Raw genomic sequence first — 18,353 nt, forward strand, 5'->3', positions numbered from 1 at the left:
CCCGCTTCCTTCTCCTTCGGGAGAATTGTTCATGGCGTCATTTAAGCACCGAGCTTGCCTGCCGCTTGGTTGTAATGCGACATCGGCTTCGAAATTGACGACAGGATGCGGCAAGGCTTAAGGCTGCCCATCCCCGTCGATGACATCGCCCGACTCTCCGGGCAATTATCGTCAATTGCGACATGGCGTAAAGACCCGCTCCGCAAAGAGGTCGGCTGCCTGATATCGATATCAGTCGCGTTTGCGACACCTGCCGGCATTTGCCCCTCAGGCATCCGGCTGCCGCGGCCGTTTTTTAACATCGCCTTAAGCATACGGTCCTATCCTGCTGCTGATTCAGACCGACCGAAGAACGCGAACCATGGCCAAACTCCGTTATTTCGACGCGAAAGAAGCAGGTAAACTGCAAGAGCCGCAGCTGATTGCCGCGCATTCCGAGTTTTTGCGCACCGGCCGCATCCCCCGCGAGAGGCGGCACTGGCTGGCCGAGGAAAAACGCTATTTCACCCATGATGAGGTCGCGGCAAAGACCGGCCGCAAGCTGCAGGTGGCCGGCGAAAAGACGCATCAGCACATCAACGGCTTTCACCACTCGATCCAGTTTCCGAAGATGATCTTTCACCGGACGCTGGAGGACAGCCCGCATCTCGGCTATTGCCACGTCACCGCCGCGCGGACGAAATTCGCCCATTACGAAGAGGTCAGCTGGGCCTTCTACATCTCCAATTTCTATTCCGACATCGGCGAGAACGATAATTTCTTCGAGCGCATCGATGTCGGTTATTCCCGCATGTATTTCGCCGTCGCGATCAAACCCGGCGAAAACTCCGCCGAAAAGATGACCATCGACCGGTCGGTGCGCGGCAACGGCCTGCTCTTCCGCACCCATGATCCGCAGGCAGCGATCCGCAACATCCTCTTGCTCGGCGCCCGCAACGAACAGCTGCGCGAAATCATCCGGCAGCTTTAAGCGATTGATCGCGGGCGGCGGAAAGCCTAATGACTGCCAAGACTAACACGGGCAGGACATGGCACGCACGATCGATATCACGGCAGACAGGCAGGCAGCGCTGGAGGCGGCCTCCGCCGCCCTTGCCGACGGCTTTGCCATCGCCATCCCGACAGAGACCGTCTACGGCCTGGCGGCCGACGCCACAAATCCTGCAGCCATCACCCGCATCTACGAGACAAAAGGACGGCCGCGCTTCAATCCGCTGATCTGCCATATGGCCGACCTCGCCATGGCCGAAGAGCATGCCGAATTCGACCCGGTCTCACGGGCGCTCGCCAGAGCCTTCTGGCCCGGGCCGCTGACCCTGGTACTGCCGCTGAAGCCTCTGAGTTCGATCCATTCGCTGGCGACCGCCGGGCTCGACAGCGTCGGCATCCGTGTGCCGAAGGGTTTCGCAGGCGCGTTGATAGGCGCCTTCGGACGGCCGCTCGCAGCCCCCAGCGCCAACACCTCAGGCGGGGTCAGCGCCACGAGTGCCGCCCATGTCGAAGCCGATCTCGGGGCAAGAATCCCATTGATCCTCGATGCGGGCCCAAGCGCCGTCGGCGTCGAATCGACGATCGTCAAGGCAGAGGGCGGCCGGCTGAGGCTGCTTCGCCCGGGTGGACTGGCGGCGCGCGAGATCGAGCGCGTCGCAGGCCAACCGCTGCTGCGGGCGAGAACGGCATCGGCGGCGATCGAGGCGCCAGGCATGCTCGCCTCGCATTATGCGCCAGGTGCTTCCGTGCGTCTCAATGCGACGGCGGTAGAACCCGGTGAGGCACTGATTGCCTTCGGCAGTGCTGCGGTCTCCGGCGCGGAGAGTGCACGGATCGTGCTTGATCTCAGCCCGCGCGGCGATCTGGCAGAGGCGGCGGCCAACCTTTTCGACTACATGAAGCGGGCCGATGCCAGCGGCGCCCAGAGCATCGCCTTTTCGCCGATTCCCGAGGAGGGGCTGGGCGAGGCGATCAACGACCGGCTGCAGCGGGCAGCTGCACCCCGCGACTGAAAAGACCTGCTGCATAATTCCTAAATCGGAATCGATTTAGGAATTATGCAGCAATTCAAAGTGCTACAGCGTCCTAAGCGCGTCTGAAAAGACGCGCGGCGCTGTAGATGACGATGGAGGACCGAGCCCGAATGAGCATTTCCACCGAACTCCTCGATCGCTTCGCTGCCATCGTCGGCGAAAAATACGCGCTGCGTAGCGAGGCCGATCTTGCACCGCATCTGATCGAAAACCGCGGGCTTTATCACGGCTCCTCCCCGCTCCTCCTGAAGCCCGGCTCGGTCGAGGAGGTCTCTGATATCATGAAGCTTGCGACGGAGACCGGAACGGCGATCGTGCCGCAGACCGGCAATACCGGCCTCGTCGGCGGCCAGACGCCGCGTCAGGGCAAGTCCGATATCATCCTGTCGCTCGAGCGGATGAACAAGATCCGAGATGTCGATCCGGTGGCGAACGTGCTGGTGGCCGATGGCGGCGCCATCCTGGCCGAGGTGCAGAAGGCAGCCGAGGCGCATGGGCGGCTTTTCCCGCTGTCGCTCGGCTCGGAGGGTTCTTGCCGCATCGGCGGCAACCTTTCCACCAATGCCGGCGGTACGGCCGTGCTTGCCTATGGCAATATGCGCCAGCTCTGCCTGGGCCTCGAAGTGGTGTTGCCGACCGGCGAGATCTGGGACGGTTTACGCCGCCTGAAAAAGGACAATACCGGTTACGACCTGCGCGATCTCTTCATCGGCGCCGAGGGCACGCTCGGCATCATCACCGGCGCGGTGCTCAAGCTCTTTCCCCAGCCGCTCGGCCATCAGGTGGCCTTCGCCGGCTTGAATTCGGTGACGGATGCGCTTGCCCTCTTCAACCTGGCCTCCAGCCTCTGCGGCGCCTCGCTGACCGGTTTCGAGCTGATGCCGCGTTTCGGGGTCGAGATCACCACACGCCACATCGACGGCGTGCGCGATCCGCTGGAAACGGCCTATCCCTGGTATGTGCTGATCGACATTTCGACGTCGGATTCGGCCGAGACGGCGGAGCGGATGATGAACGGGGTGCTGGAACAGGGTTTCGAGGCCGGGCTGGTGCTGGATGCCGCAATCGCCGCATCGGTAGCGCAGCAGAAGGCGATCTGGCACATGCGAGAAAGCATGTCGGATGCCCAGAAGCCGGAAGGTGGGTCGATCAAGCACGATGTTTCCGTGCCGGTGTCGAGGATCCCGCATTTCATGGCCGAGGCCGAAGAAGCGGTCATGGCGGCGATGCCGGGCGCCCGCATCTGCGCCTTCGGCCATATGGGCGACGGCAATATTCATTACAATATTTCCCAGCCGCTCGGCGCCGACAAGGCCGCCTTCATCGCTCGCTGGCGCGAGATGAACCACATCGTACATGGGCTGGTGTTGGCGCATGGCGGCTCGATCTCGGCCGAGCACGGCATCGGCCAGCTGAAGCGGGATGAACTGGCGGCGATCCGTCCAACGATTGAAATCGAGCTGATGCGCCGCATCAAGCGCGCCTTCGACCCCGCCAATATCATGAACCCGGGAAAGGTTGTCAGCCTCGATCCGTGAGGTTGACGGTCAGAGCGATCAAACCTGCTGCGTGCAGCAGGTTGGGGCGATCAGCTTTGCTGCGTGCCGCCGCCGGTCAGGATCATCAGCGCCGGCGACTGCTGGGCAGCGTTCTGGACGTCGTACATCGCGGTGAATCGGCGCAGCAGCTTGTCGACCTTCTTCGGATCCTGGAGATCCTCGAGCTTGACGAAGCGGCTGAGGAGATCGCGCTGCTTGGTGACGTCCATGCCCGATATCTGCGACGGCAGGTTGTAGGCTGTCGTGATGACCTGATAGAGCGCCTTGTCGCCGAGGATCGAATAGATCGAGGTGATGCTCGGGGCTTTGCGGGCGAAATAGAGCGCCAGGCGGACGCCGTCGTTGCTTTCGCCTTGCTGGGCTTCCATCGTCTGCTGGACGTAGAGTTCCTGGGTGTGCTCCTCGGCCGCCTTGTTCTGGATCGTGCCGATCTTGGCGCGGGTCAGATTGCCGTCCTTGTCGAAGTTGAAGGCGGCGACGATATCCTGGAAACGCGCATCGGCCTTGGTGTTGAGGTAGCTCTTCTTGTCGTCAGGATCGGAGGTGAAGATCTTCTTCAGCGTGGCCTTGTCGTAATCCTTGGGGTCAAGGTTGTTCGCCTTCAGCACCAGGTCGGTCAGGCGGCTGTCATCCAGGAAATCGTCGAGCGACTTCACCTTTGCCATGCCCTTGGCGAAATAGTCGACCTCGGCCGTCGCATCCTTTGCTGCCTTGTCCTTTACCGGTCCATCCTTCATCAGCATGGTGATATGCGACTTATAGTCGGTGGCGTATTTGGCCAGGGTCGCATCGGGAAGCGCCTGGAAAGGTGACGCCGCCTTGCCGTCGGGGCCGAAGTTGAAGGCGCGGGCAAGGTTGGTGATGCGTTCATCCTTGAGCGAGGCGATATAACCATCCGGATCATAGGCATCGCTCGTCAGGACCTTGCGCATCATCGAGCGCGGGACGTCCTGGTCGGTCAGGCCAAAGGCCTGCAGCGCCACATGGTAGAGATCCGGCAGATTGTCATTGCTCTTGCTGAAATCGGCGGCCGAATTGCTGCGCAGGAAATCATTGACACTCTTGACGTCGGAGAAATTCAGCAGGCTGCTGCTGTCGGCCATAAGCTTCTGGTAGTTGGATGCGACCTCGTCGAGCGCCTCGTCGCGCTCGTCGTCATAACGCGCCGCGTAATTGTCGTTGGTGGTCTGTGCCTGGTCGGCCGTCTGGACCGAGCTGACGACAGGAAGCGATCCGTCGGCAGCGAAGTTGAAGTCGGCATTGAGATCGGCATGGCCGGCGGCGGCAGCGGCCGTCGCATCGGTCAGGATGCTCTTCAGATCGGCGTCCGAGATATCGAAAGGCAGATTGTAGGTGCTCTTCAGGAAATTGGTGATGGCGGAATCGGCGAGCAGATCATCGACATTGGCGATCGTCGCCATCCGCGCGGAATAGTCGTCCGTGCGCGCTTCGGCGGCAAATTTCGTGCTGCTGATCTGGGTGGCCGTCTGCGCCTGCAAGCCGTCTTCGAGCGTGCCGTCCGCCTTGAAGTTGAAGGCGCCGGCGACATCGGCATAGGTGCCGGTACCGCTCTGATCGGTCAGGATATTGCGAAGAGCGACGTCGGTGACGGTCGACGGGATGCCGAAGGCGTTGCGGACGAAATTGTTCAGCTTCTGGTCCGCCAGCAACTGATCAACGTTTGAGATGCCGGCGATGGTTGCCTGGTAATAGACCGCCGCATCGCTGGCCTTGCTGGTGGTGCTGGCACTTTGCGTCGCACTTTGCGAGGCGTAAAGGGTCGGGACCGAACCATCCGATTTGAAATTGAAGAGATCGTGAACGTCGCTGTAGCCCTGGGCGCTGGCAGCCGTACGGTCGACGAGGAAAGTCCTCAACGTCGCATCGGAGACGCTATCGGCGATCTGCATGCTGTTTCTGATATAGCTGACCGCAACAGCATCGGACATGATGTCATCGACATTGGTGACATTGCCGATCATGCTGTTGAAGTGCGCTGCGTTCGCCGCCGACTTGTCGGTGGTCGATTTCCGCTGCGCCGCAGTCTGAATCACGGAACCGTTGATCGAGCCATCCGCCTGGAAGTTGAAGTCGGCATTGAGATCGGCATGGCCCTGGGCCGCGGCATAGGTCGAATCGGTCAGGATGCTCTTCAGGTCGGCATTGCTGAAACTCGTGCCGAGACCATAGGCATCCTTAATGTAGCGGGCCAGCACATTGTCAGCCAGCAGGGCGTCGACATTGGTGATGCCGCTCGACTGCGAGGTGACGGTATAATAGTTCTTCGTGCCCGATGCGGCCGCCTGCAGACTGTTTGCCTGATCGACCGTCTGGACGCGCGCCGTGCTGGAGGTCGACCCGTCAGCCTTGAAGTTGAAAGCATTGTAGACATTGGTAAAGCCCATCAGCTGGGCATAACCGGGGTCGGTCAGCACCGTGCGCAGTGCTGCGGCGGTGAAGTCGGCGCCCATGCTGTAGGCCGTCGTGATGTAGGATGTCAGGCGCTTGTCGGCGACCAGATCGTCGACATTGGTGATCGTGCCGATCTTCGCCGTGTAATAGGCCTTGTTGTAGTCTGCCGCCGTCTTGCCGACATAGTAGACATCCGAGCCGACCGAATTGTCGATGATGACAGACTGGGAATTCAGGGTGTAGGTCTCGATGACCGAGGCCTTCTGCGCAGCGGTCTGCGCCGTGCCGTTGACGGTGCCGTCGGCGTTGAAACCGAACTGGGCGGCAAGCGCCTTGTACTTGTCGCCGCCCTGCGTATTGACGACGCTGGTGGGGTCACTGAGATCGCTTGTCAGCACCTGCCGCAGAAAATCCTTCGACGCATAGGTCGGATCGATCTTGAAGGTCTTCAGCACATAGGTGCGCAGCCGCGTGTTGTTGACCAGATCGTCGACGGTCGTCACGCCGTCGATCGCCGTGCCGTAATAGCTGCTCTCGGCGCTGGCGGCTTTGTCGGCATCGATGAAGGACTGTTTGTAGAGGCCGATGAGATCGTCCTCCTGAGCGTCCGTCTGCACGTCCTTGGCCGGCTCGTTGAAATTGAAGGCGGCGGCGAACTCGCGGTAGCGTGTATCGGAAAGCTTGTTGGCGTAGCTGTTGGGATCGGTGAGATCGCTCTCGAGCACCTTCTTCATGAAGGCCTTGGCGTAGGTCATGTCCTCGAGGCCATAGGCCTTCATCGCATAGCTGTAGAGCTTGTAGTCGCCGAGGAAGTCGTCGACGGATGTGACCTTGTTGATATGGTCGGCGTAATATTGGGCATCCTTCTTGACCGTCGCCTGCGACGCAACCTTGTTGAGGCTCGACGTCATATCCCGCGACAGGATCGTGTAAGCGAGGGAAGCCGTGATCATGAAAAGCGCCCTTTTTGGCAAAATCTCTAAAAGAACGACGAAATGCTGGTGAGCACATTTTGCCACGGAAAGCTTACCTGAGGCTTACCTCCGGATGCATCGTTCCAGCACACCACACCGTTCACCTTCCGGAAACCCTGCCGGATTCGGTTTTGATAACCATCAGAGGAGGCAAAGTTTTCTTAACCGCAATTTTTAAGCTGTACGGAAGGGCGGCTGCCTATTGTCGGCCATAGAGGACGAAAAGTCCCAAGGAGAAGACCGGAAATCGGCTCTCAGGTAAGACAAGGGTAGAATGAAATGAACAATCCCGTTATGAAGCCCGCTTGGGCTGGCACGACGTTACGTCTCGATCCGTCCCGCTTTCCCCAACAGGTCAGCTACGCCATCCATGATTGTTCGGATGACGTCAATATCACCATAGACGAACGCGGCGCGGTCCTGCGCAAGGTCCTCCCCTCCAGCGGCCTGCCGCTCTCGATTGCGCTGCCCAAGCGCGTCTTCAAAGGTGTCGCCGCCCGCGCCATCGACCATGGCGACGGCGAAGTCACCGTGACGCTGGAGCTTCACCACACCGATCCGGAGCTCTGCATTCCGCTGCTCGTCGCCCATGATCTCAGCGATATCGCCGCCGACTGGCGCAGTTGGTCGGAAGCCTTCCGCATTCCGATGCTGATGGTCGAGGCCGACGGCGTTGCCCGGCCGCTCGAAGACCACATCGGCGCCTTACGCACCAGCGATCTCAAGCCGCGCCGCCGTCATTCCTACTTCGCCAATCGCCGTCCGCGCTTCCTCGTGCGCCGCACCACCGGCCGGCTGGGCGTCGCCATGAAGATCGAGGGCAAGGAAATCATCGCCCGCAACTGACCGAAATCGCGACACCGGACGCTCATTGGCGGGCATTCTGCGCACTCATCTGTCGCGGAATGCCCGTTTTGCGACGCTGTCGAACTCGGCCGCAAACTGTCGCTTCAATCTCAATCGGCACCGCGGGATGAATTTTGACAGGATCACTGCGTAGCCAGTAAAAATCCCCTCATTCAAGGACGGAAAGTCCCAATCCGTGCTTGACCGTTTTGAGTGCGATCAGGCTCTTGTATTTTCGCACGAGCGCCTGTTGCTCGCCCATAAGCCGCTCAATGAAGATATTATATTCCTCAAGATTGCGGACGGCCACGAGCAGGACATAGTCCATGTCGCCGGTGACATACCAGCATGACTGAACTTCAGGCGCATGGTCCAACCACCGCTGGAATTGCTCCAGCGTGTGTCGATGTTCGTTCTGGATTTCAAGCTCAACCAGAACGGACAGTGTGCGATCGACGGCTTTCGGACTGACCACCGCAACGATCCTCTCGATGATCCCATCCTGCTTCAGTTTGCTGATCCGCCGTTCGACGGCCGAAGGTGAGAGATTGACCGCGTCAGCAATGACCTTGCCGGGAATGTCGGCATTCTCCTGCAGCATCGACAGAATAGTTCGATCAATATCATCCACAGCGTATAACCAAGCCCATAAGCAGAAATTCCGCTATAAATTTGTCACGAGCGCGGTTTTTCCGCGCCGAAAATTCCTATCATCTGCCCATGACAAAACAAACACCTCTTTCAGCCGCCAAAATCGACGATGCACGCAAAAAAATCGATCCGATTTTCCTGAACACCAACTTGTTGCGTGCCGATAGGCTCGCGCTGTCACTCGTCGCCAAGGACGAAACGGAAAATCCCATCCGCAGCTTCAAGGGGCGCGGGACGGGGTATTTTCTCGCCGACGTCGTTGGAGACAGAACTCCTCTGGTCACGGCATCAGCCGGGAATTTCGGCCAGGGGCTTGCTTACAATGCCGCGCGGCATGGGCGATCTCTGGTCGTGTTCGCCAGTATCAACGCCAATCCGTTGAAGATCGAAGCCATGCGCCGGTTTGGGGCAGAAGTCTTTCTCGCCGGAGAAGATTTTGACGCTGCAAAGGAGGCCGCCAAAATCTACGCCGCCGAACGGAAGCTGCAGTTCGTCGAGGATGGAGCGAGCGCAGCCATTGCCGAAGGAGCAGGAACGATTGCGGCGGAGCTGACTGAAGAGGTCGAAGATATCGACGCCGTTTTCATACCGCTCGGCAACGGTGCTCTGGCGGCCGGAATAGGATGCTGGTTCAAATCACGATCACCGCGAACAAGGGTCGTCGCAGTCGCCGCAAAGGGCGCACCTTGCATGGCACTGTCCTACAATGCGGGTGACGTGATCTCAACGCCGGAGGCACGCACGATTGCCGATGGAATTGCTGTGCGGATTCCCGTCCCGTCGGCCGTCGGCTGGCTTAAAGACACGATCGATGACGTCGTTCTCGTGGATGACGATCAGCTTCTCGATGCAATGCGATTTGCTCATGACACATGGAAGCGTCTCGTCGAACCAGCCGGAGCAGCCGGGCTCGCTGCTATTCTTGAGCAGGCATCTGCCCTGAAAGGCTGCCGTGTAGCGACTATGTTGTGTGGTGCTAACCTCACGGATCAACAGATCAAGGCATGGCTTCCATCTGCCATAAAGCACAACACGAATGCCTGCTAGACCAATCCTCCTATCTGGGGACAGGCGCCCGCGCCCGGTTCGTCCCAATCAGGGAATGGCAAACAGCAGCGAGACGAAGAGGCCGAAGAAGATGATCAGGCCGACGCGGTTGTTTGACTTGAAGAGCGCCAGGCACTGGTCGGCATCATCGATATCGAGCCGGACGATCTGCCAGGCGAACATGCCGGCCGCACCGAGCAGACCCAGAAAGGCGATGAGATTGGCGCCGGCGAGAACGAAAGCAATAAACATCAGCGCCAGCGTCAGTCCGTAAAGACCGATCAGCCACTGCCGCGTCCTGTCGCCGAATAGGCGCGCGGTGGAGCGGACGCCGATCAACTCGTCATCTTCCTTGTCCTGATGCGCATAGATCGTATCATAGCCGATCGTCCAGGCGACGGAGGCGGCGTAGAGCAGGATGGCGGCAAAGGAGAGGCCGCCCAAAATCCCGGCCCAACCCATCAACGCGCCCCAGGAGAAGGCAAGCCCGAGGTAGAATTGCGGCCAGTCGGTGAAGCGTTTGGCAAAGGGATAAAATGCCACAATCCCGAGCGAGAGCACGCCGAGGAAGACGTTGAGCCAGTTGAACTGCAACAGCACGAACAGGCCGACCAGCGCCTGCAAGCCGATGAAGATCTTCGCCCGGCGGCGGGTGACGCGGCCGGAGGGCAGCGGACGTGACCGCGTACGCGCCACTTCCATATCGATCTCGTGGTCGACGAGATCGTTATAGGTGCAGCCGGCGCCGCGCATGGCGACCGCGCCGATGAAATAAAGGTACAGGTGAGACACCAGCAGGCTGCCGGAATAGAGCCCCTCGCCGATCGCCGCATTGGCGGCAAGTGTCGCCGACCAGAAGCACGGCCACATCAAGAGCTGCCAGCCGATCGGGCGATCCCAGCGCGCCAGCTGCGCATAGGGCCAAAGCCATGGCGGCAGGATCCGGTAGACCCAGTTATCGGAAGGTGCGTCGGAGACGCGATCGTTGAAGTCGCCGGTATCGTGCATGCCGCTCATCTAGCGGCGGGCCGCCGATCCGGTCAAGAAGCGATCATTGCGCTGCCACTTGCATCATCCCTAGATCAGAATCGATCCCGGGATGAAATTACACTGCAATTCAAATGGTTACAGCGCCACGCATCTGAAATGACCCGCGGCGCTGTCAATCACTGCAGGGAAAAATTGAACTTATAGGTCGCCGAAACGCCGATCAGGACCTGGTTTTTCGAGCCGCGGTCGCGCACGAGGCTGCTGTCGGCGGCGGGACCCGCCAGCCGCTTATATTCGAGGAAAGAACTTGCCGAGAGGTTTTCCGTCGCCTTCCATGTCAGCGCCGTGCCGGCGCCATAGGACTGGATGCCGGACGACGGCTTATAGGGATCAAGGCCGCTTGCCGCCGCCTGCTTGGCGTTGACGCCGTAGTAGGCGTCGTAATAGCCGCTGGTGGCGAATGTCGCGCGCGGGCCGCCTGATAGTTGCAGGTCGGGCGCAATATCGGTAAAGGCATCGACCGCGAGGTCGGCGACGATGCCGTCATGCGAGCGGATGCCCTGGCGGACTTCGGCGCGGGCGCGAAGGAAATCGGTCGGGTAGACTTCGACGAAACCGCCGGCTTCCGCCCCCCATTTGACCTTCTTCAAGCCCTTCAGCTGGCTGCTGTCGCCGTCATCGCGCGACGGCACGAATTTGCCGACGATGCCGGCGCGGAAGGCGCCCTTGTCGATGAGGGCGAAGGAGGGATTGTCGTTGCGCGAGGAAAAACGCGGGCCAGCACCCTGGCGGCCGACGGAGATCAGCGGGCTGAACTTGAATTCATTATGCGACGAGCCCTCGAATTTCGGGGCGGAGAAGCCGGCAACGCCGACGCTCAGGTACCAGTCGCCGGACCAGAAGTGCTGGCCGCTTTCCTGGGCGACCGCCGATCCAGCAGAGAAAAGGGCAATAGCCAGAGAGATCGATACGACTGATCGATGAGACACATCCGCACTCCAGAAAACGCAAAAACAAAGCCGCGGAGGGCGGCGTTCGCTACATTTATCCTGATCTCGTTACCCCAGTGTTAACCACGGCAGCGAGATGACACAGGCAAAAATGACGGATGCCAGCGCTATCTCTGGTTCCAGCGGCGGATGACCGGCTCGGTCAGATCGTGCTCGTAGCCGAGCACGCTGATGCTGGCCGTATCGAGCACGAAACGGGAGCCGTCTTCCGGCGGAAGGCCAAGCCAGCGGGCGGCCAGCACACGCAGGAAATGCGAGCTCGAGAAGATCAGGATGGTGCCGGCCGTTTGGCGAAGCGCATGGATGACGGCGTCTGCGCGGGCGCCGACATCGGCGGCGAACTCGCCCTTCGGGCAACCGTCGCGAAAGAGCTGCCAGCCGGGACGGTCGGCAAGGATCGCCTTGGTGGTGATGCCTTCGTAAGCGCCGTAGTCCCACTCGGCGAGATCGTCCTTGATCACCGCGCCCGATCCGAATCCGGCAAGCGCGCAGGTCTTGCGGGCCCGCTCGGACGGGCTCGACCAGACGGCGGAGAAGGCAAGGCCCGCCAGCCGGTCGGCGAGCTTGCGAGCGGCGGCCTCGCCGTTCGCCGTCAGGGGAATATCGCTGCGTCCGGTATGGCGCCCGGACAGGCTCCATTCGGTTTCACCGTGGCGGACCAGGTAGATCTCGGGAAACGCACTGCTCATCGGCACGTCCTTTCATGAGAATCCGTCCCTTGGCAAAACCGCCAGCGGAAGCGGCACTTCCGCGGGATCAGAACGTCACCTTTTCGAGCGGAGCGCGCCCCGCCTCGAATTCCTTCAGCTTTGCTTCATTGCGCGCGATGTAATTGCGATTGTCGGGAACGGCGAACTGGTTCTTGGCGATCTGGATCTGCAGGATGAAGAGCTCGTCCCAGCGGAACCCTATTTCGGAACCGGCCAGATAGAACTCCCACATGCGGAAGAACTGCTCGTCGTAAAGCGCCACCGCTTCGGCCTTGCGCGCCACGAAACGCTCGCGCCAATGGCGCAGCGTATAGGCATAATGCAGCGGCAGGATTTCGATATCCTTGACCAGCAGTCCGGCCTTCTCAAGTGGCGGCACGACCTCGCCGACGGAAGGGATGTAGCCGCCCGGGAAGATGTATTTCTCGATGAACGCATTGGTGCCGAAGCTCGGCTTCGGGCGGCCGATCGAATGCAGCACCATGACGCCGTTGTCGTCGAGGAGATCCGATACCTTGCGGAAGAAATTGCCGTAGTGGCCGATGCCGACATGTTCGAACATGCCGACCGAGACGATACGGTCGAACTTCCTGCCCGTCATGGTGCGGTAGTCCTGCAGTTCGAACCGCACCCGGTCGGCAAGGCCGCGTTTTTCGGCGCGCGTACGCGAGACCTTGAGCTGCTCCTCACTCAGTGTGATGCCGGTGAACTCGGCACTGTCGGTCGCCTCCGTCAGGTACATGCCCATGCCGCCCCAGCCGGAGCCGATCTCCAGGATACGCTGGTTCGGCTCGAGCAGAAGCTTGGCGGCGATATGGCGTTTCTTGGCGAGCTGTGCCTCGTCGAGACCAATGCCCGGCGGCTCGAAATAGGCGCAGGAATATTGCCAGTCCTCGTCGAGGAAAAGATCGAAGAGCTTGGCCGACAGATCGTAATGGTGGGCGACATTGTGCTTGTTGCGATTGACCGGCACACGGCTCTTCAGCTGCTGCTTGGCAATGCGGCCGAGGAGCAGTGCCGCCATCTTGAAATCGAAGATCTCGTTGGTGGTGTTCTGCTTCACGAGCGACAGGAAATCGTAAATGTTGCCCTGTTCGAGAATGAACCGGCCTTGCATGTACATTTCGCCGAGTTTCATGGCCGGGTCGCGCCGGATGGCGTCCTCGGCCTCCTGATCGGCAAGGCGGGCGACAACGGTTTCACCGGTGCCGTCGCCGATAGTGTGGGTTTCGCCATTGGCGATGGTAAGTTTCAACGAACCCTTGCGGATGATTTTTTCGACGATCGATAAGAATGCCGACGCCATGGACGCCTCGCAAATGTGACAGGATGGTCACATCAACTTAGTAGCTCTCTTTCGCCTTACAAGCGCCGGATTTAGCACTCTGTTCAGAACGCTGCCAAACTGTTGCATTTTTGCCGAAATGCCGGCTAAACCCTTATTTTCGCTTCATCGCTTCGGCAAGTGCCGCGCCGAAAGCGCCCTGGCTCTCGGGTTTCGCGGCCGCGGGCCGGCGCTCGTTCTGCGGCCGGGAACCCTGGTTCGCGCGAGAATCACCCCGCGGCGGCGCTGAAGAACCGTCATCGCGTTTCATAGAGAGAGCGATGCGCTTGCGCTTGGCGTCGACTTCGACAACCCGCACCTTGACGACATCGCCCGCCTTGACGACCTCGTGGGGATCCTTGACGAAGCGATCGGCAAGTTGGGACACATGTACCAGGCCATCCTGGTGCACGCCGATATCGACGAAAGCGCCGAAGGCGGCAACATTGGTCACCGTGCCTTCCAGCACCATGCCGGGCTTGAGGTCGGAAATTTCGTTGACGCCCTCGGCGAAGGTCGCGGTCTTGAAGCTCGGACGCGGGTCGCGGCCGGGCTTTTCCAGCTCCGCAATGATGTCCCTGACCGTCGGCAGGCCGAATTTCTCGTCGATGAACTGGCGCGGATCAACCGATTTTAACACCGCGCTATCGCCCATCAACGCGCGCAGATCGCGGCCGCAGGCAGCGACGATCTTCTTGGCGACGCCATAGGCCTCCGGGTGGACCGAGGAGGAATCGAGCGGCTCCTTGCCGTTCGGAATGCGCAGGAAGCCGGCGCACTGCTCGAAAGTGCGGCCGCCGAGGCGGGCGACCTTCAGAAGATCCTTTCGCGTCTCGAAACGGCCTTCGCTGTCGCGGTGGCGGACAATGGCGTCGGCGATCGACGGGCCGAGGCCGGAGACGCGCGACAGCAGCGGCGCAGACGCGGTATTGAGATCGACCCCGACGGCATTCACTGCGTCTTCCACCACGGCATCGAGCGAACGCGACAGCTTCTGCTGGTCGACGTCGTGCTGATATTGGCCGACGCCGATCGACTTCGGCTCGATCTTGACGAGTTCTGCCAGCGGATCCTGCAGGCGGCGTGCGATGGAGACGGCGCCGCGCAGTGATACGTCGAGATCGGGGAATTCAGCCGCTGCGGTCGCCGAGGCGGAATAGACCGAGGCGCCGGCTTCCGACACGATGACCTTGGTCGGCTTCGGCGCCGGCAACTCGGCCAGCATGTCGGCCACCAGCTTTTCGGTTTCGCGGCTGCCGGTGCCGTTGCCGATCGAGATCAGCTCGACATTGTGCTTGCGGATCAGCGATGCGAGCTCGACCTGGGCGCCGCGCACATCGTTCCTCGGCTGGAAGGGATAGACGGTCGATGTCGCCACCACCTTGCCGGTGCCGTCGACGACGGCGACCTTGACGCCGGTGCGGATGCCGGGATCAAGACCCATCGTCGCGCGCGAGCCGGCGGGTGCAGCCAAAAGCAGATCCTTGAGATTGCGGGCGAAGACATGGATCGCCTCCTCTTCGGCCCTTTCGCGCAGTTCCCGCATCAGGTCGAGCGAGAGCGACGTGGAAAGCTTGACGCGCCAGGTCCAGCTCGCGACCTCCATCAGCCAGCGGTCGCCGGGACGGCTGGTACCGATCTCGTAGGCGGCCACGATCATGCGCTCGACCGGCTTGTTCGGAGAGGTCGTCTCGGCGTCGGCCTCGATCGTCAGCGTCAGCACCTCCTCGTTCCAGCCGCGCAGCATAGCGAGCGCGCGGTGGCCGGGGGCGGTCGCCCAGCGTTCGGAATGGTCGAAATAATCGGAAAACTTCTCGCCGGTCGCCTGCTTGCCATCAACGACTTTCGCCTTCAGCAGCGCGGCCTGGCGCATATGGGCGCGCAACCTGCCGAGCAGGTCGGCATTTTCGGCAATGCCTTCGGCGATGATGTCGCGCGCGCCTTCGAGCGCCGTCTTCACATCGGGCACATCCGCGGTGACGAAGCCTTCGGCCAATACCGCCGGTTCCCTGGCGCGGTCGGCGAGGATCGTCTCGGCGAGCGGGCCGAGGCCACGTTCACGGGCGATTTCGGCGCGCGTGCGGCGCTTCGGCTTGTAGGGCAGATAGAGATCCTCAAGCTCGGCCTTGGTTTCGGCGCCTGCGACCTTGGTCATCAGCTCGTCGGTCATCTTGCCCTGGCCGGTGATCGATTCGACGATCGCGTCGCGCCGAGCTTCGAGTTCGCGCAGATAGACCAGCCGCTCGGCGAGATTGCGCAGCTGCGTATCATCCAGCCCGCCCGTCACTTCCTTGCGGTAGCGGGCGATGAAGGGCACGGTAGAGCCTTCGTCGAGCAGCTCGATTGCAGCTTTGGCCTGTTCGGGCCGGGCGTTGATTTCGGCGGAGATGCGGGCTGCGAGAAAACGGAGGTCTGCGGCCATGGGATTTCCTGTTTCGTCAGAGGTGGCGGGACCATAGCGGCGAAAAGCGGCAAGGCAATGTTGGAGTTTACGGCCGAGCGCCGATCCACAGGATAAGCATGCCGGAAAGGCGGCGATTTTGCGGTTGTGCAGATGCGCCATTCTTTGCTAGCAGAAGCAACGTTTTGACCCGGCGCCCATGCCATCCCTCCCCTGTCGCGGGAGGCAAGGAAATTCGACATGCCAAACCTTCTTCTCGAACTCCGCTCCGAAGAGATTCCGGCCCGCATGCAGCGCAAGGCTGCCGGCGACCTGAAGAAGCTCGTCACCGATGCGCTTGTCGAAGCGGGTCTGTCCTACGAGGGCGCGCGCGAATATTGGACGCCGCGGCGGCTCGCGCTCGACATTCACGGACTGACGGCGCGCTCGGCCGATGTGCGCGAGGAGCGCAAGGGACCGCGCACCGACGCCAACGAGAAGGCGATCGAAGGCTTCCTGCGCGGCGCCGGCCTTTCCTCCGTCTCCGAAGCGCAGGTGGTCAGCGATCCGAAGAAGGGCGATTTCTACGTCGCGGTCATCTCCAAGCCCGGCCGCGCAACGGAAGAGATCGTCAGCGATGTCATGCCCGGCATCATCCGCGATTTTCCCTGGCCGAAATCGATGCGCTGGGGCAAGGCCTCGTCGAAGCCCGGCGCGCTGCGCTGGGTGCGGCCGCTGCAGTCGATCGTCTGCACCTTCGGCCCGGAGCATGAAGAAACCACCGTGATCCCCTTCGAGATCGACGGCATCACCGCCTCCAACATCACCTACGGCCATCGTTTCCACGCGCCCGAGGCGATCACCGTCCGGCGCTTCGACGATTATGCGGCGAACCTGGAAAAGGCCAAGGTCATCCTCGATGCCGAGCGGCGCAAGGACATCATCCTGCACGACGCCCGCGATATCGCCTTTGCCAACGGGCTGGAGCTGGTGGAAGACGAAGGCCTGCTGGAGGAAGTCTCCGGCCTCGTCGAATGGCCGCAGGTGCTGATGGGCAGCTTCGAGGAGGATTACCTCTCGATCCCCTCCGAAATCATCCGGCTGACGATCAAGACCAACCAGAAGTGTTTCGTGACGCGGCCGCAGGGTGGCGAAACGCTGTCGAACAAGTTCATCCTCGTCTCCAATATCCAGGCAAGCGACGGCGGCAAGGAAATCGTCCACGGCAACGGCAAGGTGGTGCGGGCCCGGCTTTCGGATGCGCTGCATTTCTGGAAGCGCGACCAGGGCAACTTGCCCGATCTCGAGACGCTGGAAGCTTCGGCAGCAAAGTTCGGCCTCGACCTGAAGAAGCCCCTCGACCAGCGCATGGCCAAGCTCGATGCGCTTGATGTGACCTTCCATGCCAAGCTCGGCACACAGGGCGCGCGTGTTGCGCGCATCCGCACGCTGGCCAAGGAATTGGCTGATATCACCGGCGCCGACGCGGCTCTCATCGATCGCGCCGCCGTGCTCGCCAAGGCCGATCTGCGCACCGAAGCCGTTGGCGAATTCCCGGAACTGCAGGGATTGATGGGCCGCAAATATGCGGTGCTGCAGGGTGAGGACGCCTCCGTTGCCGCAGCGATAGAGGACCACTACAAGCCCCAGGGTCCGTCGGACCGCGTGCCGGAGGACAGAGTGGCGATCACCATCGCCCTTGCCGACAAGCTCGATACGCTGATCGGTTTCTGGGCGATCGACGAAAAGCCGACGGGGTCGAAGGATCCGTTCGCCCTGCGGCGTGCGGCACTCGGTGTCGTCAGGATCCTGCTGGAGCGAAGGATCCGCCTGCCGCTGCTGGCAACGACCAAGGATGGCGACCTGCTCTCCTTCTTCCACGACCGTCTCAAGGTCTATCTGCGCGACCAGGGCGCCCGCCACGATCTGATCGACGCCGTGCTGACTTCAGATGCCGACGACCTGCTGATGGTGGCGCGCCGCGTCGAAGCGCTGACGGCCTTCATCACCTCGGAAGACGGCAAGAACCTGCTTTCCGGCACCAAGCGGGCGACGCAGCTGCTTGCCGCTGAGGAAAAGAAGGGCACCGTGATCGCCGACAGCGTTTCGCCAGCGCTTCTGAAGCTCGATGCCGAGAAGGAATTGTTCGCCGCAATCTCCAGTGCCTCGAAGGATGCGTCGAACGCCGTCGCCGGGGAAGACTTCCGCTCGGCAATGGAAGCGCTCTCCAAGCTGCGCGGCCCGGTCGACCGCTTCTTCGAAGACGTGCTCGTCAACGACGAGGACGCCGCCATCCGCGCCAACCGTCTCGCCTTGCTGCGGCTGATCCGCGAGGCGACGGGAACGGTTGCGGATTTCTCGAAGATCTCGGGCTAATATTCGGCCGCCATCGGCGGTCTGGCATTGCCGCGGCTCCGGCTGTATTC

General features: G+C 61.2%; 14 protein-coding genes. 6 read left to right on the plus strand and 8 right to left on the minus strand.

Annotated features, from left to right (window positions below; genetic code table 11):
* Positions 1-41: 41 nt before the first annotated feature.
* A complete protein-coding gene (locus ACM5SV_RS29785; RefSeq protein ID WP_017993125.1) occupies positions 42-314 on the minus strand; it encodes a hypothetical protein in 273 nt (90 codons plus the stop codon).
* 47 nt (positions 315-361) lie between these two features.
* Here ACM5SV_RS29785 and ACM5SV_RS29790 point away from each other — a divergent pair, with 47 nt between their 5' ends.
* The 3 genes from ACM5SV_RS29790 (at position 362) to ACM5SV_RS29800 (ending at position 3,562) form a co-directional block, all read left to right on the plus strand.
* On the plus strand, positions 362-970 hold the full coding sequence (locus ACM5SV_RS29790) for a DUF6656 family protein (RefSeq protein WP_003556968.1): 609 nt from the start codon (positions 362-364) through the stop codon (positions 968-970).
* Positions 971-1,028: 58 nt separating this feature from the next.
* The gene (locus ACM5SV_RS29795) at positions 1,029-2,003 is read left to right on the plus strand and encodes an L-threonylcarbamoyladenylate synthase (RefSeq protein WP_017993123.1); all 975 of its coding nucleotides are present in this window, start codon (positions 1,029-1,031) and stop codon (positions 2,001-2,003) included.
* Positions 2,004-2,134: 131 nt separating this feature from the next.
* On the plus strand, positions 2,135-3,562 hold the full coding sequence (locus ACM5SV_RS29800; RefSeq protein ID WP_012756272.1) for an FAD-binding oxidoreductase: 1,428 nt from the start codon (positions 2,135-2,137) through the stop codon (positions 3,560-3,562).
* Between the two features lie 50 nt (positions 3,563-3,612).
* On the opposite strand, the gene ACM5SV_RS29805 is transcribed toward ACM5SV_RS29800, so the two are convergent.
* Positions 3,613-6,948 (minus strand): DUF1217 domain-containing protein, encoded by a 3,336-nt coding sequence (locus tag ACM5SV_RS29805; protein WP_012756271.1) that lies wholly within the window; start codon positions 6,946-6,948, stop codon positions 3,613-3,615.
* 300 nt (positions 6,949-7,248) lie between these two features.
* Between ACM5SV_RS29805 and ACM5SV_RS29810 the strand changes: the two genes are divergently transcribed.
* Positions 7,249-7,815, plus strand: coding sequence for a DUF6101 family protein (locus ACM5SV_RS29810; protein ID WP_003556960.1), 567 nt, complete (start codon positions 7,249-7,251; stop codon positions 7,813-7,815).
* A gap of 169 nt (positions 7,816-7,984) precedes the next feature.
* Here the strand turns inward: ACM5SV_RS29810 and ACM5SV_RS29815 are convergent, their stop codons facing one another.
* On the minus strand, positions 7,985-8,446 hold the full coding sequence (locus ACM5SV_RS29815; protein ID WP_012756270.1) for an Lrp/AsnC family transcriptional regulator: 462 nt from the start codon (positions 8,444-8,446) through the stop codon (positions 7,985-7,987).
* Positions 8,447-8,535: 89 nt separating this feature from the next.
* Here ACM5SV_RS29815 and ACM5SV_RS29820 point away from each other — a divergent pair, with 89 nt between their 5' ends.
* Complete coding sequence (locus ACM5SV_RS29820) at positions 8,536-9,513, plus strand: threonine ammonia-lyase (protein ID WP_128407970.1); 978 nt, start codon at positions 8,536-8,538, stop codon at positions 9,511-9,513.
* Between the two features lie 48 nt (positions 9,514-9,561).
* Here the strand turns inward: ACM5SV_RS29820 and ubiA are convergent, their stop codons facing one another.
* The 5 genes from ubiA to ACM5SV_RS29845 form a co-directional block, all read right to left on the minus strand.
* Entirely contained in the window at positions 9,562-10,521 is a 960-nt protein-coding gene (gene ubiA / locus ACM5SV_RS29825) for a 4-hydroxybenzoate octaprenyltransferase (RefSeq protein WP_222015612.1), read from the minus strand.
* 158 nt (positions 10,522-10,679) lie between these two features.
* A complete protein-coding gene (locus ACM5SV_RS29830) occupies positions 10,680-11,492 on the minus strand; it encodes a MipA/OmpV family protein (protein WP_017993118.1) in 813 nt (270 codons plus the stop codon).
* 128 nt (positions 11,493-11,620) lie between these two features.
* Positions 11,621-12,202: a histidine phosphatase family protein gene (locus ACM5SV_RS29835; protein ID WP_128407969.1), complete on the minus strand. Its 582-nt coding sequence runs from the start codon at positions 12,200-12,202 to the stop codon at positions 11,621-11,623.
* 67 nt (positions 12,203-12,269) lie between these two features.
* Complete coding sequence (locus ACM5SV_RS29840; protein ID WP_128440049.1) at positions 12,270-13,529, minus strand: SAM-dependent methyltransferase; 1,260 nt, start codon at positions 13,527-13,529, stop codon at positions 12,270-12,272.
* A gap of 133 nt (positions 13,530-13,662) precedes the next feature.
* Positions 13,663-15,969 (minus strand): Tex family protein, encoded by a 2,307-nt coding sequence (locus ACM5SV_RS29845; protein WP_222015614.1) that lies wholly within the window; start codon positions 15,967-15,969, stop codon positions 13,663-13,665.
* Positions 15,970-16,188: 219 nt separating this feature from the next.
* Between ACM5SV_RS29845 and glyS the strand changes: the two genes are divergently transcribed.
* The gene (gene glyS / locus ACM5SV_RS29850; RefSeq protein WP_128407966.1) at positions 16,189-18,303 is read left to right on the plus strand and encodes a glycine--tRNA ligase subunit beta; all 2,115 of its coding nucleotides are present in this window, start codon (positions 16,189-16,191) and stop codon (positions 18,301-18,303) included.
* Positions 18,304-18,353: the final 50 nt, after the last annotated feature.

The organism is Rhizobium sp. CRRU65, from assembly GCF_048551595.1.
Classification (GTDB): domain Bacteria; phylum Pseudomonadota; class Alphaproteobacteria; order Rhizobiales; family Rhizobiaceae; genus Rhizobium; species Rhizobium leguminosarum_J.

Bases quoted from the DNA above. Each gene is read 5' to 3' on its own strand.
- ACM5SV_RS29835 (WP_128407969.1), bottom strand. From the start codon at position 12,202: ATGAGCAGTGCGTTTCCCGAGATCTACCTGGTCCGCCACGGTGAAACC.
- ACM5SV_RS29810 (WP_003556960.1), top strand. From the start codon at position 7,249: ATGAACAATCCCGTTATGAAGCCCGCTTGGGCTGGCACGACGTTACGT.
- ACM5SV_RS29845 (WP_222015614.1), bottom strand. From the start codon at position 15,969: ATGGCCGCAGACCTCCGTTTTCTCGCAGCCCGCATCTCCGCCGAAATC.
- ACM5SV_RS29785 (WP_017993125.1), bottom strand. From the start codon at position 314: ATGCTTAAGGCGATGTTAAAAAACGGCCGCGGCAGCCGGATGCCTGAG.
- ACM5SV_RS29805 (WP_012756271.1), bottom strand. From the start codon at position 6,948: ATGATCACGGCTTCCCTCGCTTACACGATCCTGTCGCGGGATATGACG.
- ACM5SV_RS29820 (WP_128407970.1), top strand. From the start codon at position 8,536: ATGACAAAACAAACACCTCTTTCAGCCGCCAAAATCGACGATGCACGC.
- glyS (WP_128407966.1), top strand. From the start codon at position 16,189: ATGCCAAACCTTCTTCTCGAACTCCGCTCCGAAGAGATTCCGGCCCGC.
- ACM5SV_RS29795 (WP_017993123.1), top strand. From the start codon at position 1,029: ATGGCACGCACGATCGATATCACGGCAGACAGGCAGGCAGCGCTGGAG.
- ACM5SV_RS29840 (WP_128440049.1), bottom strand. From the start codon at position 13,529: ATGGCGTCGGCATTCTTATCGATCGTCGAAAAAATCATCCGCAAGGGT.
- ACM5SV_RS29800 (WP_012756272.1), top strand. From the start codon at position 2,135: ATGAGCATTTCCACCGAACTCCTCGATCGCTTCGCTGCCATCGTCGGC.
- ubiA (WP_222015612.1), bottom strand. From the start codon at position 10,521: ATGCACGATACCGGCGACTTCAACGATCGCGTCTCCGACGCACCTTCC.
- ACM5SV_RS29790 (WP_003556968.1), top strand. From the start codon at position 362: ATGGCCAAACTCCGTTATTTCGACGCGAAAGAAGCAGGTAAACTGCAA.